This is a genomic window from Pseudomonas sp. E6002 (assembly GCF_013385565.1).
Lineage (GTDB): Bacteria > Pseudomonadota > Gammaproteobacteria > Pseudomonadales > Pseudomonadaceae > Aquipseudomonas.
This window is the reverse complement of sequence record NZ_JACAPT010000044.1, coordinates 1-13,331: the sequence shown is the minus strand read 5'-3', so window position 1 is coordinate 13,331 and position 13,331 is coordinate 1. Positions and strand designations below refer to the sequence as shown.

General features: G+C 60.3%; 18 protein-coding genes. 7 read left to right on the top strand and 11 right to left on the bottom strand.

The features are described 5' to 3' along the window. Window positions 1-10: 10 nt before the first annotated feature. Window positions 11-1,198, bottom strand: a complete 1,188-nt coding sequence (locus tag HX815_RS28190; protein WP_102368138.1) for a glycosyltransferase family 1 protein — start codon at window positions 1,196-1,198, stop codon at window positions 11-13. Between the two features lie 64 nt (window positions 1,199-1,262). Further along, a complete protein-coding gene (cysZ, locus tag HX815_RS28185; protein ID WP_003208468.1) occupies window positions 1,263-2,018 on the bottom strand; it encodes a sulfate transporter CysZ in 756 nt (251 codons plus the stop codon). A gap of 293 nt (window positions 2,019-2,311) precedes the next feature. Here cysZ and trxB point away from each other — a divergent pair, with 293 nt between their 5' ends. Then, window positions 2,312-3,274 (top strand): thioredoxin-disulfide reductase, encoded by a 963-nt coding sequence (gene trxB, locus HX815_RS28180; RefSeq protein WP_003208470.1) that lies wholly within the window; start codon window positions 2,312-2,314, stop codon window positions 3,272-3,274. A gap of 182 nt (window positions 3,275-3,456) precedes the next feature. On the opposite strand, the gene HX815_RS28175 is transcribed toward trxB, so the two are convergent. Genes HX815_RS28175 through HX815_RS28150 form a run of 6 tightly spaced genes read right to left on the bottom strand, consistent with a single transcriptional unit; the run spans window position 3,457 to window position 6,394 of the window. Further along, window positions 3,457-3,798, bottom strand: a complete 342-nt coding sequence (locus HX815_RS28175) for a HopJ type III effector protein (RefSeq protein WP_177029269.1) — start codon at window positions 3,796-3,798, stop codon at window positions 3,457-3,459. Next, on the bottom strand, window positions 3,791-4,087 hold the full coding sequence (locus HX815_RS28170; RefSeq protein WP_008432302.1) for a DUF1244 domain-containing protein: 297 nt from the start codon (window positions 4,085-4,087) through the stop codon (window positions 3,791-3,793). The genes HX815_RS28175 and HX815_RS28170 overlap by 8 nt, the downstream gene beginning before the upstream one ends. A 23-nt stretch (window positions 4,088-4,110) precedes the next feature. Continuing rightward, window positions 4,111-4,482 carry a dihydroneopterin triphosphate 2'-epimerase gene (folX, locus tag HX815_RS28165; protein WP_003208474.1) on the bottom strand — a complete coding sequence of 124 codons (372 nt, stop codon included), beginning with the start codon at window positions 4,480-4,482 and terminating at the stop codon, window positions 4,111-4,113. A gap of 2 nt (window positions 4,483-4,484) precedes the next feature. Beyond that, on the bottom strand, window positions 4,485-5,045 hold the full coding sequence (folE, locus tag HX815_RS28160; RefSeq protein WP_010176988.1) for a GTP cyclohydrolase I FolE: 561 nt from the start codon (window positions 5,043-5,045) through the stop codon (window positions 4,485-4,487). A 20-nt stretch (window positions 5,046-5,065) separates the two neighbouring features. Further along, on the bottom strand, window positions 5,066-5,776 hold the full coding sequence (folM, locus tag HX815_RS28155) for a dihydromonapterin reductase (RefSeq protein WP_177029268.1): 711 nt from the start codon (window positions 5,774-5,776) through the stop codon (window positions 5,066-5,068). Between the two features lie 57 nt (window positions 5,777-5,833). Further along, a complete protein-coding gene (locus HX815_RS28150) occupies window positions 5,834-6,394 on the bottom strand; it encodes an antibiotic biosynthesis monooxygenase (RefSeq protein WP_008432309.1) in 561 nt (186 codons plus the stop codon). 215 nt (window positions 6,395-6,609) lie between these two features. Here HX815_RS28150 and HX815_RS28145 point away from each other — a divergent pair, with 215 nt between their 5' ends. Next, a complete protein-coding gene (locus HX815_RS28145; protein WP_371136011.1) occupies window positions 6,610-7,566 on the top strand; it encodes a MerR family transcriptional regulator in 957 nt (318 codons plus the stop codon). A 2-nt stretch (window positions 7,567-7,568) separates the two neighbouring features. On the opposite strand, the gene HX815_RS28140 is transcribed toward HX815_RS28145, so the two are convergent. Both HX815_RS28140 and HX815_RS28135 read right to left on the bottom strand, forming a co-directional pair. Further along, window positions 7,569-8,174 (bottom strand): hypothetical protein, encoded by a 606-nt coding sequence (locus HX815_RS28140; RefSeq protein WP_003208483.1) that lies wholly within the window; start codon window positions 8,172-8,174, stop codon window positions 7,569-7,571. A gap of 58 nt (window positions 8,175-8,232) precedes the next feature. Then, window positions 8,233-8,700, bottom strand: a complete 468-nt coding sequence (locus HX815_RS28135; protein WP_003208484.1) for a PAS domain-containing protein — start codon at window positions 8,698-8,700, stop codon at window positions 8,233-8,235. Between the two features lie 113 nt (window positions 8,701-8,813). On the opposite strand from HX815_RS28135, the gene HX815_RS28130 reads away from it, so the two are divergent. After that, window positions 8,814-9,269 carry a flavodoxin gene (locus HX815_RS28130; protein WP_003208486.1) on the top strand — a complete coding sequence of 152 codons (456 nt, stop codon included), beginning with the start codon at window positions 8,814-8,816 and terminating at the stop codon, window positions 9,267-9,269. Here the strand turns inward: HX815_RS28130 and HX815_RS28125 are convergent. Continuing rightward, entirely contained in the window at window positions 9,250-10,146 is an 897-nt protein-coding gene (locus tag HX815_RS28125; RefSeq protein ID WP_003208487.1) for a LysR family transcriptional regulator, read from the bottom strand. The two genes, HX815_RS28130 and HX815_RS28125, sit on opposite strands and share 20 nt — an antisense overlap. A gap of 99 nt (window positions 10,147-10,245) precedes the next feature. On the opposite strand from HX815_RS28125, the gene HX815_RS28120 reads away from it, so the two are divergent. From HX815_RS28120 to HX815_RS28105, 4 genes are all read left to right on the top strand, one after another. After that, window positions 10,246-10,632, top strand: a complete 387-nt coding sequence (locus HX815_RS28120) for a CidA/LrgA family protein (RefSeq protein WP_008432321.1) — start codon at window positions 10,246-10,248, stop codon at window positions 10,630-10,632. Beyond that, complete coding sequence (locus tag HX815_RS28115; protein WP_177029267.1) at window positions 10,622-11,308, top strand: LrgB family protein; 687 nt, start codon at window positions 10,622-10,624, stop codon at window positions 11,306-11,308. Before HX815_RS28120 ends, HX815_RS28115 begins: the two co-directional genes overlap by 11 nt. A gap of 149 nt (window positions 11,309-11,457) precedes the next feature. Next, complete coding sequence (locus HX815_RS28110) at window positions 11,458-12,240, top strand: class II aldolase/adducin family protein (protein ID WP_003208491.1); 783 nt, start codon at window positions 11,458-11,460, stop codon at window positions 12,238-12,240. Continuing rightward, window positions 12,240-13,142 (top strand): alpha/beta fold hydrolase, encoded by a 903-nt coding sequence (locus tag HX815_RS28105; RefSeq protein ID WP_102368142.1) that lies wholly within the window; start codon window positions 12,240-12,242, stop codon window positions 13,140-13,142. The genes HX815_RS28110 and HX815_RS28105 overlap by 1 nt, the downstream gene beginning before the upstream one ends. The last annotated feature ends 189 nt before the right edge of the window (window positions 13,143-13,331 follow it).

Genomic DNA, 13,331 nt, shown 5'->3' with positions numbered 1-13,331 from the left:
ACATCGAATACTAGACATTCATAGTGTTGCTGCTGACTTTGTACACACTCGATATGCCCCTGCATACATCCAGTAACTTGCTTTCAAACTGCTCAATAATTGCCGGCCAGCCCTGGCGACTGGCGTGTTGTCGGGCATTGAGCCTGACCCTGCGCAAACTTTCACGCTCCTCCAACAACCAGTTGGCGGCATCACAAAATGCCTCCTCGTCCCCAGGCATCGCCAGCACACCGTTGTAACCATGGCGAATATGCTGGGTTGCAGCTGCCTGGTCGTAAGCCACCACCCCCAGCCCTGCGGCCATGGCCTCTAACACTACATTGCCAAAGGTTTCGGTCAGGCTGGGGAACAGAAACAGATCCCCTGAGGCGTAGTGCCGAGCCAGCTCCTCATCGCGTCGGGTACCGCAAAAAATTGCCTGAGGCAGCGATTTCTCAAGCATTGTCCGTTGGGGGCCATCGCCGACAATGATCAGTTTCAACCGGCGCTGTGGGTAAGTGGTTTGCAGCGAGTCGAAGCAGCGCTTGAGCAGCCCGAGATTTTTTTCCTGGGCCAGGCGTCCGACGTGCAGCACGGCGATGTCTTCATCGCTCAGCCCCCACTGCTCGCGCAGGGCTGGGTCGCGTTTGGCCGGGTGAAACAGCTGGCTGTCGACACCGCGCGCGAGCATGCCCAGGCGCTCGAAATGGCGCCGCTCCAGCTCCAGTCGCTGGCTGGCGCTGGGCACCAGGGTCAAGGTCGAGCGGTTATGGAACCAGCGCAGATAGTGGGTCAGCACCCGGCTCAGCATGCCCAGGCCGTACTGGTTGGAATACTGCTGGAAGTTGGTGTGGAAGCCACTCACCACGCTGATCCCCAGGCGCCGCGCCGCCCGCAACGCCGACAAACCCAGCGGCCCTTCAGTGGCGATATACAGCACATCCGGGCGCTGGCGGGTCCAACGCCGCAGCAATTTGTGCATCGACGACTGGCCCCATTGCAGCCCCGGATAACCCGGCAAAGGCCAGCCGCGGCAAAGCATCAGGCCATCGTCACTGGGCCGGCTCTGGTCGCTGCCCTGGCGCGGGCGAACCAGTTCGACTTGATGCCCACGCGCGCGCAAACCGTCACACAGGCGGCCAAGGGTATTGGCCACCCCGTTGATCTCTGGCGGGAAGGTTTCGGTGATCAGGGTGATGTGGAGCGAAGCTGTCGTCATGACCCACAGTGTCGGCGTGGGCCATGTCGTCATTGTGTCTTTTGGATGATGGATTTGTGACGGCTCAGGCCTTTTTAATGGCCATGGCCTCGGCGCCTTGCTCACGCACCCAGAACAACGTCGCCCCGGCCACCGCTGCCGGCATCATCAGCAGGTTGACCACCGGCACCAGCAACACCAGGTAAACGATCCCGCCAAAACTCATGCTCTGCCAGCGCTTCTGGCGCAGCCAGGCGAGCATTTCGTTCCAGCCCAGCTTGTGGTTGTCCGCCGGGTAGTCGATGTACTGGATCGCCATCATCCACACACCAAACAGCAGCCACAGCGGTGCTGCCACCAGATTGACCACCGGGATGAACGACAGGATAAACAGGCCGATGGCCCGGGGCAGGAAGTAACCCAGTTTGCGCATCTCCCGGGCCAGGGTGCGCGGGACCATGGCCGCCAGTTCGCCCCAGCTGAACGCCGGGAAATCATCGGTGCCGCGCACCACCACTTCGACCTTTTCCGACAGAAAGCCGTTGAACGGCGCGGCGATAATGTTGGCAAGCATGGTGAAGGTGAAAAACACCATCAGCACCACCAGCACCACAAATAAAGGCCACAGCAGATAATTGAGGAAGCTCAGCCAGCTCGGCAGCGTCGGCATGAGTGTGTCGACCCACAGGCTGAACTGATGGCCGGCGAAGTAGATCAATCCGACGAACAGGATCAGGTTGATTGCCAGCGGCAGCAGCACAAACAGCCGCAGGCCGGGGCTGAGTACCAGTTTGAGACCTTCGCGCAGGTACTGTGGGCCTGAAAGAACGGGGGCGGGCATGGATAACTCCGGGCAATAGGGGCGAACGCGCCGACCTTACCGGCTTTGGGAGTACCGGGAAAGCACGGCCCGCATCGCGACATTAACGGTAACAAAGGTGTCGATTAATAGAAGGCATGGGATAGAGACCACCTATGAGCTGGATTGTTAATCCGTATTTCCTTTATCTTGCCTCCCTCTATACTCTGCACCCATTATTTTCAGGATCTGCGAGTTCAAGCCTTCCCCAAGTGCTTCGCGGTCCTTTTTTATTCCAGCCGTTCTGTAGTCCGGGCGGTCGATAGGAGTGAGTCATGTCTGATACCCGTCATTCGCGAGTGATTATTCTCGGTTCCGGCCCTGCCGGTTACAGCGCTGCCGTCTACGCTGCCCGGGCCAACCTCAAGCCGTTGCTGATCACCGGCATGCAAGCGGGCGGTCAGTTGACCACCACCACTGAAGTCGACAACTGGCCGGGCGACGTCCACGGCCTGACCGGCCCGGTGCTGATGGAGCGCATGAAAGAGCACGCCGAGCGTTTCGAAACCGAGATCGTGTTTGATCACATCAACAAGGTCGACTTCTCCAAGAAGCCTTACAGCCTGACCGGCGACAGCGGCGTGTACACCTGTGACGCGCTGATCATCGCCACCGGCGCCAGCGCTCGTTACCTGGGCCTGCCGTCGGAAGAAGCGTTCATGGGCAAGGGCGTTTCCGCCTGCGCGACCTGCGACGGTTTCTTCTACCGCAACAAGCCAGTGGCTGTGGTCGGTGGCGGCAACACCGCGGTGGAAGAAGCGCTGTACCTGGCCAACATCGCCAGCACCGTGACCCTGGTTCACCGTCGCGAGACCTTCCGCGCCGAGAAGATCCTGATCGACAAGCTGCATGCCCGCGTGGCCGAAGGCAAGATCATCCTCAAGCTCAACGCCACCCTGGATGAAGTTCTGGGCGACAATATGGGCGTGACCGGTGCTCGCCTGAAGAACAACGACGGCAGCTTCGACGAGCTGAAAGTCGACGGCGTGTTCATCGCCATCGGCCACACTCCGAACACCTCGTTGTTCGAAGGCGTGCTGGATGCCAAAGACGGTTACCTAATCGTGCAGGGCGGCCGTGAAGGCAATGCGACAGCCACCAATATCGAAGGTATCTTCGCTGCCGGTGACGTGGCCGACCACGTGTACCGCCAGGCGATCACCTCCGCCGGCGCCGGTTGCATGGCGGCCCTGGATGCCGAGCGTTACCTCGACGGTTTGAAGGACGCTTCGTTCTAAACCGCAGAAACAAAAAAACCGGCTGCGAGGCCGGTTTTTTTATGCACGGGATTTGATGATCACCGCAGTCCAAATGTGGGAGCGGGCTTGCTCGCGAAAGCGGTGTGTCAGTCACCCGATGTATTGACTGACACTCTGCTTTCGCGAGCAAGCCCGCTCCCACATTTTGATCTATGTCTGACTCAGGATTTGCGGGTCAGTGGCTGTGCGGCAAACTTCACACCCGCCAACCCATGCTCGATCAGCGCACGAATGTTGCCATGGTCACTGCCTTCAGGCGTGGCCAGCACCGAACGGTAATGCTCGCCAAACGCCAACAGCGCTTCCTGGTCGCTCAAGCCTTCCAGCAGCGCCAGGCCCAGGGTCTTGCACGAACCTTCGTTCTGCCCGGCGGCGTTTTCCACGCTGCCATTGGTGAACGCTTGTGGCTGGTAGTCGTAACCGGCAGCCACAAAGGCCAGGGTATCGGCAAAAACATGTTTGCCACTGTTGAGGCTGGCGCGCAGGGTATTCAGGTCAGTCATGGGTTTTTCCTTTGGCGAATGCCGCTTGCTGTTCGGCACTGGCTTCTTGCTGGTATTGGGCTTTCCACTCGGCGTACGGCATGCCGTACACCACTTCACGGGCGTCATCGAGGCTCAGCTCGATCTGGCGCTCGTCGGCCTCGGCCTTGTACCACTTGGACAAGCAGTTGCGGCAGAAGCCCGAGAGGTTCATCAGGTCGATGTTCTGCACATCCTTGCGGCTGTCCAGGTGGGCCACCAGCCGGCGGAAGGCGGCGGCTTCGAGTTCGAGGCGTTGTTGATCGTTCATGATGCTCACTGCAAAGGTAAGGGTTAGCGACTGGCCGCCAGGGTGATCGACACCGATTCGGCAAAACGCAACGCATGGGGTTTGTCGACTTCGACTTCGGCGTACAGCACCGATGTATTGCTCATCACCAGGTCGAGGATCTCCTGGGTCAGGCGCTCCAGCAGGGCAAAGCGGTTGCCTTCCACATGGGCGATGATCGCCTTGGTGATGGTGCGGTAGTTCAGCGCGTGGTCGATGTCGTTGTCGCGCACGGCTTCCTGGGCGGCATACAGGATGGTCAGGTTGATCAACACATCCTGCTTGTTGAGGATTTCATCCTCGTTGATCCCGATAAACGTGCGCAGGCACAGGTCCTTGACCCGGATGCGCGCCATGCCTGGCTGAAGTTGTGGCATTGCTACTTGCTCCGTCCAATCAGTTGCAGGAACTCCATGCGCGTGGTGTTCGACTCGCGGAAGGCGCCGAGCATCACCGAGGTGTTCATGGTTGAATTCTGTTTTTCGACACCGCGCATCATCATGCACATGTGCCTGGCTTCGATCACCACCGCCACGCCGGCGGCCTGGGTCACCGTCTGGATGGCGTCGGCGATTTCCCGCGTGAGGTTTTCCTGGATCTGCAGGCGACGGGCGAACATGTCGACGATACGCGCCAGCTTCGACAGGCCGAGCACCTTGCCGGTCGGAATATAGGCCACATGGGCCTTGCCGATAAAGGGCAGCAGGTGATGCTCGCACAGCGAATACAGCTCGATGTCCTTGAGGATCACCATCTCGTCGTTGTCGGAGGCAAACAGCGCACCGTTGACGATTTCTTCCAGGTTCTGCTCGTAGCCGTGACACAGGTACTGCATGGCCTTGGCGGCACGCTTTGGCGTGTCGAGCAAACCCTCGCGCTCGGGGTCTTCACCCAGGCCCTTGAGGATCTCGCGGTAGTGGTGGGGCAGGGACAAAGTCATACAACATCCTCGCAAACGGCTTACTTGATATGCCGCCCGCCGTTGACGGTCAGGGTGGTACCGGTGACATACGGGTTATCCAGCAGGTAGCGCACGCTCTGGTAAATCACCTCGGGGCCGGGCTCGATGCCCAGTGCCGCCTTGGCCAGGACCTTGGCGCGGTAAGCCGCGTCGTCGCCCTCGTTGAACATCACCATTGCCGGGGCAATGCCGTTCACCTTGATATCCGGTGCAAGCTGCGCGGCAAACGACAAGGTCAGGCTGTCGAGCCCGGCCTTGGTGGCGCAGTAGGCAATGTGCTGGCGGCTGCCCTTGCGGGTCACGTCATCGCTGATGTGCACGATATCCGCAGGCGTGGAGCGTTGCAGCAGGTAAGCACAATGCAGGTTGATCAGGTACGGCGCAAGCATGTGCACGCTGAACATGTCGGTAAAGGCGCGGCTCTCGTCGCCGGGCGCTTCCGCCACCCAGGCCGAGGCATTATGAATGATCGCCCGCAGGCTTTGGGTGTGCGTCTTCAGTTCGTCGATGAAGGCGAGAATACCGGTCTCATTGGAGAAGTCGGCAAACACACCGATCGCACCGCGTTCGCGCAAGGCTTGCACGCCGGGACGTTCGGTGCGGTAGCTGAAAATCACTGGCTGCCCTTCGTCCAGCAGGCGCTGGGCGCAATGCAGGCCGACGCGCTGGCCGGCACCGGTGATCAGGATCGGGGCGGGTGTTGAAGACATGAGAGGCTCGAATCGCTGGCAGGCTAAAACTATACCAGCGAGCGGCCTCCCTTGTACTCAAGCAGCGGCTTCGGTGGCCTTTACCCGGGCTGGCGCCGGATGCAGCCAGCCGGCCAGCAGGTGGGTCGACAACGGGATAAAGAAGTAAACCATCAATGGCGTGAGCGCGAGGGTGCTGACCAGCACACGGCTCAACAACCCCAACTCGCTGAGCAGCGGCTCAAGGCCGAAGTTGAACAGCAGCGACACCGGGAAAAATGCCAGCCAGATGGCCACGGCCTGCTTCCAGCGCGGCGGACGTGCGGCGGCGGCGCCAAACCAGCCGTCGATACCGCGTACGCGATGCTCCGACGGCGCAGCAAACAGCTCACTGCCACGCCCGAGCCATGCACCACGGGAGGCGGAAAACTCCCACGCATGCAGGGTTTTTTCGTCGGCGAAGCGGAAAATAATCTGGAACTCGTCATCGTTGGGCGGCGGTGCAAGCACGCCTGAACCCAGGTAACCGGGGAAGTCCGTGGCCAATTGCTCGCCTTCGCGCAGCCAGGCCATCAACTCTTCATAGCGGCCCTTGGCCACGCGGCGCGCAACCATCAGGGTGACGGGGGAGGTAGACATTGTGTATCTCCATAAGGATCAGGTGCACTGGGCCGGGTAGGCGGCGCACGAACGAAGCTGCGGGGTAAGCAGCCACGTTGAAAAAACAGGCAAGGATTATTCCTGTTTTGCAGAAATACACCAGCGACATTGGTCGGCTTGTCGAAGACCTTGAATCGGACAGCTGTATGGGCGTTAAATGGGATCCAAGTTCCTGACAGTATATTGATGCCCTGATGTCTGTAATGACTGCTCCACGTCCCGAAATGGCCCTTGGCAACCCTGCCGATTCCGATGAGCTGTTTCCGATTCGCGAAGTCGCGAGATTGACAGGCATCAACCCTGTCACCTTGCGTGCCTGGGAACGGCGTTACGGGCTGATCCACCCGGTTCGCACCGAAAGTGGGCATCGCCTGTATTCGCGCACCGATATCGAGACCGTTCATCGCATTCTTGACTGGATCGAGCGTGGCGTGGCCGTGAGCAAGGTCGGCAAGATCCTCGCCCGCGACGATCATCAAGTCGAAGCGGCGGCTGCTTCGCCGGCAGGTGCAGAGCATGAATGGAGCCAATGGCAGGCGCAGTTGCGAATGGCCGTCGGTGCCTTCGACGACCGGCAACTGGACCGGTTGTATGGCCAGATTTTCGCTGCCTACCCGGTCGCGGTGGTGTTCCAGGACATCCTGATGCCCCTCTGGCAGCAACTGTTGCGACATCAGGGGTTGTTTGGCCAAACCAGTGAATGGCTGTTTTTTGATGGATTCCTGCGCAGCCGAACCTGGAAACGCCTGCAGATAGGCTGTGCCTCAGCGGCGCCGCGGGTATTGCTGGCGGCCATTGCGGGGGAGTGCCGAGAGCTGGAGTTGTTGGTCGCAGGCCTGTTGATGAGCGGTGACGAGTTGGCGGTCAAGGTTCTGGCTGTGGGCCAGCCGATGGATGAATTGACCCTTGTCTGTGAAAAAACCAGGCCACAAGCCCTTGTGGTGTTCTCCAATCACTCGCCGGCCAATGGCTTGCCTCGGCGCCTTGAACGGTTGGCCCTGACCCTGGATTGCCCGCTGTTGCTGGCCGGCGATGCGGCGGAGTTGGCGCAGGAACAACTGGCGGGTTCATCCGTCGGCTGCCTGGGTAACGAAGGGCGATTGATGCAGCGCCGCTTGCAGCAGTTTCTGCGCGGTAACCTGGATACCTGACTTCAGGCGTGGACTTCGGGGTGAAAAAGGCGATGTTGCTGCAGGATAAACTGGCGCAGGCGCTCGGTCTCATCCACATCGTTCTGGCTCAGGCGGTAGGCGAACAATCCTCGGGCAGTTTCCCGTTCCAGCGTGCCCCGCACCGAAATGCGCTCGTACCCGGACGGACTGAACCACAGCGAAAAGGTTCTTGGCGCCTTGATCCGCCCGCGAATTTCCACCAGCAATCCCTTGAATGACACCTCATGCACCCACAGCGCACCGGGCTGGCCCTTGATGTTTTCCAGGGGTACCGGCTCTTCGAGCGCCAGGCGCCACGGGCGGATCATCGGCCCGTCTTCGAAAATACTCGGTACACCCAGCCGCAGATGCACGGCATGAAACTCGTCTTCCACCAATTGCAGCGGAAACGTCATTTGCTGGTTGTCGAATTGGGCCTGGAGGGTGACATGGTCATGGGCGGCCAGGCGGGTGAGCAGATCACGAATCTGCGCACCGCCATTGACCGTCAGGCTCGACGACGCGTCCCGCACATTGAGTTGCGGGTTATGGTGCATGGTCTGAATAAAATCCAGCTCGTCCTGCGTCAAAAGCGCGTCGCGTTGCATTGATCTTGCTCAAGAAAAAGGTATTAAAACGCCATTATCTCTTTAAAGACCGCGTTTTCTAGTTTTTGTTAGATCCGCTCGTCGCCTTGAGTGCCGCAAGCTCCGCCTTGAGGTCAGCCAACTGGGCTTCCAGTTGCGCGACACGCTGCTGGGCCTTGACCTGAACGGTCACATCCTTCTGCACACCGACAAAGTAGGTCTGCTTGTCGGCCGGGTTATAAACCGTCGATAACGACAGCTCGTTCCAGAAATGTGTGCCGTCCTTGCGGTAATTGCGCAGGATTTCCCGGCAGGCGCCGCCACTCTCCAGGGCTTCGCGAATCGCCATCAGCCCCGGCTGGTCACGATCGCCCGATTGCAGGAAGCGGCAGTCCTGATAGAGGATTTCGTCGAGGGTGTAGCCAGTCATGCGCTCGAAGGCCGGGTTCACATAAATCAGTGGCTTGTCCTTGCCTTCGCGCTCGGCGATAACGATGCCGTCGTTGGAAGCGTTGATCACCAGTTGCATCAGCTTGGCGTTAATCATTGAGCGGTCCATGGCTTGTAGTTGGAGTTTGCAGTTTAAGACATGCCGGCAGCCTGTCCATGGGCCCCAGCTGTTAATATCCCAGGCTTTTAGTCAGCTACAGGATCAGATTGATGAAAGTCGCCATCCTTTCCGGCTCGGTGTACGGCACGGCTGAAGAAGTCGCCCGTCATGCTGCAAGCATCCTCAACGCTGCCGGCTTCGACGCCTGGCACAACCCGCGGGCAACCCTCGCCGACGTACAGGGCTTTGCTCCGGAAGCCTTCCTGGCCGTGACGTCCACCACTGGCATGGGCGAACTGCCCGACAACCTGCAGCCGCTTTACTCGACCATTCGCGACCAACTGCCGGCCGCCTGGCGAGGCTTGCCCGGCGCGGTGATCGGCCTGGGCGACGCCAGCTATGGCGACACGTTCTGCGGCGGCGGCGAGCAAATGCGCGAGCTGTTTGCCGAGTTGGGCGTGCACGAAGTGCTGCCGATGCTGCGCCTGGACGCCAGCGAAAGCGTGACCCCGGAAGCCGACGCCGAGCCGTGGCTGGCCGAGTTGGTTACTGCACTGCGCGGTTGACCGGGAACTCGCGCAATAACGCCAGCCAGGCCTGGGCGGCTTTCGACAGGTAGGCACCCTCACGCCAGATAAAGGCAATGTCCCAGCGCAGGTAGTCCGGCGCCTTGAGCGTCAGGCGCACCACGCCGGGCCTTATCAGGCCCCGGGCTACTACGCTGGGCAGCAGCACCACGCCTTGGCCGGCGGCCACCAATGCGGCGAGAAAATCCGCCTGGCCACTGCGCCCGCTTTCCTTCGGGGTGAAGCCCAATTGCTGACAGGCCTGTAGCAGGCGGTCGTTCAACACAAAACTGCGCTGATACATCAGGAACGGCGTGTCAGCCAACTCCTCCAGGCGGATCTGCGCGTTATCGGCCAATGGATGGTCCATCGGCAGCAGGGCATCCAGCGGTTCATCGCAGAATGCCTGCCAGGCGAATGCCGGGTCGCTGGGCATCAGGCTGCCGCCCACTTCCAGCTCTCCGCTCAAGATCGCCTGCTCGATATTGCGGCTGCCGCCTTCCAGCAACTGGATGGTGACGTTCGGATAACGGCGGCGGTATTCGGCAAACAGCCCGGCGAACAACGTGTCGCCGCCCAACTGCGGCAGGCCCATGCGCAACTCGCCACGGGTCAACTGATTCAAGTCATCCAGCTCACTGAGCAATTCGGTTTGCTGGCGCAGCATGGCCTCCGCCCGCTGCAGCACCACTTGTCCGGCAGCCGTCAGGCGAATCTGCGAACCCAGGCGATCCAGCAGCGGCGTGCCCAGGCTTTGCTCCAGTTGTGCCACCTGCTTGCTGACGGCGGACTGGCTGATGTGCAGGGTTTTGCCGGCCTGGGTAAAGCCGCCGCGGTGGATCACTTCGACAAAGCTGCGCAGTTGTTTAAATTCCATCGACATGATTCCAGTTTGGAATAGCTTGCAGTCTAACAATTCGCTGTGGGGATGCCAGGGGCCTCTTTAAAATGGGAGCCCTGCGAGGACCCAAAGCTCATGAAACGTTTCACCTTCAAAGTCGTCGGTCGGTTGTTGACTGAACTGATTGTGCTGCTGGCCATATATTTTCTGGGCTGCCAATTGGCCGCCTGGCTGAGCTGGCCTATTCCCGGTGGTGTGATCGGCCTGGGCCTGTTGTTGCTGACCTTCGCCACTGGCCTGGTCAAGCCGGCGGCTCTGCAACTGGGCGCCGGTGTACTGATGGCCGAGATGCTGCTGTTCTTTATTCCTGCCTTGATGAGCCTTTTGGACTACGGTGGCCTGGTAAAGCACGACGGCTGGCGGATCATGTTGGTGATCGGCTTCAGCACCTTGTCGGTGATGCTGGTGACTGCGTTTACCGTGGAATTCGTCTGCCGCTGGAAGCTGCGCCATGAAGCTTGAGCTGATGCCGATGTTCTGGCTGGCGCTGACCCTCGGCGCCTACGCCTTCAGCCGCTGGATCTACCGGCGCACCGGGCGTTACCTGCTGTCGCCGCTGATCCTGGTGCCCGCGCTGTTACTGGCCGTGGCCGTGCCGATGAAGACGGCCTATGCCGAATACTCCACCGACACCCACTGGCTGATGCTGGTGCTGGGCCCGGTGACCGTGGCGTTCGCCATTCCGATCTGGCAACAGCGCCAGTTGCTGATGCGTCATTGGTCAGCGTTATTGCTGGGGATGGTGGCGGGCAGCGCAGCGTCCATCGCCACTTCGTATGGCCTGGCCAAAGCCTTGGCGCTCGACAGCTTGGTGACAATGTCGTTGGTGCCCCGTTCGATCACCACGCCGTTCGCCATGCCGGTGTCTTCCGACCTGGGTGGCGTGCCGGAGCTGACGGCCGTATTCGTGATGTTCACCGGAGTGTTCGGCGCCATGCTCGGCGGTGTACTGCTCAAGTGGCTGCCGTTGCGCACGCCATTGGCCCGTGGCGCATTGTTTGGCGTGGGCGCTCATGGCGCGGGTGTCAGCCGGGCTCATGAGGTGGGCGGTGAGGAAGGCTCCGTGGCGGGCCTGGTAATGGTGCTGACCGGCTTGCTCAACCTGTTCGCCGCGCCTTTATTGGCGTCGCTTCTCTGACACGCGCAGAACAAAATCGAACTATCCTCAGGACTGACCCGTTCGGTCATCAAGCTGGCTGCCAATGCAACTACGGCGGCCTCGAGGTCTGACTAGACTGCCTCTTCACTCAAAAAAACAATAATAAGCGCGCCAAGGAGGTCATTGCCGTGAGCCTAGCCACTGTTCAATCAACACACAGTGTAAAAGACCAGGTCAGCGCGGCCGAATGGCAGGCCCGCGTCGACCTCGCCGCGTGCTATCGCCTGGTGGCGATGCATGGTTGGGACGACCTGATTTTCACCCACATCTCGGCCAAGGTGCCGGGCACCGAAGACTTCCTGATCAACCCCTACGGGCTGATGTTCCACGAGATCACCGCGTCGAGCCTGGTGAAGGTCGATCAGGCCGGCAACAAGCTGATGGACAGTCCCTACGAGGTCAACCCTGCCGGGTACACCATTCACAGTGCGGTGCACGAAGTGCGGCACGATGTGGTCTGCGTGCTGCACACCCACACCGCCTCCGGCATTGCCGTCTCCGCGCAGAAACAGGGCGTGCTGCCCATCAGCCAGCAATCGTTGTTCGTGTTGTCCAGCCTGGCCTATCACGCCTACGAAGGTGTGGCGCTGAACCACGAGGAAAAGGCCCGCTTACAGGCCGACCTTGGCGAAAACAATTTCCTGATGCTGCACAACCACGGTTTGCTGACTTGTGGTGGGAGCATCGCCGATACGTTCCTGATGATGTTCATCTTCCAGCGCACCTGCGATATCCAGGTGATGGCGCAGAACGGTGGCGCTGAACTGATCAGCATTGCGCCGCAGATATTGGCCGGTGCCCGGGCGATGATCGCTGGGGTCACCAAAAGCGCTCAGGGCATGGGCGGCGCGCTGGCGTGGCCGGCGTTGCTGCGCAAACTCGATGCACTCGACCCCGGGTATAAAAGCTGATGCCACTCGCCGAGATCCCGCTGCGCATCTGGCGCCAGCGTGCCCAGAGCTTTGAGTTTCGCGGCCGCACCATTCGGTACTGGGTGGCGGGGCAGGGCGAGCCGTTGCTGCTGATCCATGGTTTTCCCACGGCCAGTTGGGATTGGCATTACCTCTGGCAGCCGTTGGCCCAGCGCTATCAAGTGATTGCCTGCGACATGCTGGGGTTTGGCGATTCGGCCAAGCCGCTGGACCACACCTATTGCCTGCTGGAGCAGGCGGACTTGCAACAGGCGTTGCTGGAGCATCTTTGGGTGCAGCAGCCGGTGCATGTGTTGGCCCATGATTACGGTGACAGTGTTGCGCAGGAGTTGTTGGCGCGGCATTACGAAGGCCGGTTTCGGATGGGCAGTTGTGTGTTTCTCAACGGTGGGTTGTTTCCGGAGACGCATCGTCCGGCGTTGGTGCAGAAGCTGTTGCTGAGCCCATTGGGTTGGATGATCGGGCGGGCGTTTGGGCGTAATGCCCTGGCTAACAGTTTTGGGCAGATTTTCGGGCCGGCGACTCGGCCCAGTGAGAGTGCGCTGGATGATTTCTGGAGCTTGATCGAGAGCCAGGATGGGCCGCGGATTTTGCACAAGTTGATTGCGTATATTCCTCAGCGTCGGCGGCAGCGGGATCGATGGGTGGCGGCCATGCAGCGGGGGGAGGTGCCGTTGCGGGTGATCGATGGGGAGGTTGATCCGATTTCCGGGGGGCATATGGTTCAGCGTTATCGTGAGCTGGTGCCGCACGCGGATACGGTGTTGCTGGCCAATATAGGGCACTACCCGCAGATTGAGGCGCCGGTGCAGGTGTTGAAGCATTATTTGGCGTTTCGGGAGGGGCTTGGGGTTGGGGCTGCTCGGGTGGCTTATTCTTGATTGGGGTTGAGTACATATCCGTTATTTAGGTAACGGCGGCTTATGGTTCCGCTCTTACAGCGGGTCACTTTTGAAAAGCGCAAAAGTAACCAAAACGCTCTGCCCCGCCTGTCGGCGCCTCGCTAGGGCTCGGCGTTCCCTCACTCCGGCACCGCGAAGCGGGCCGCCGCGACGGGCCATCCATGGCCC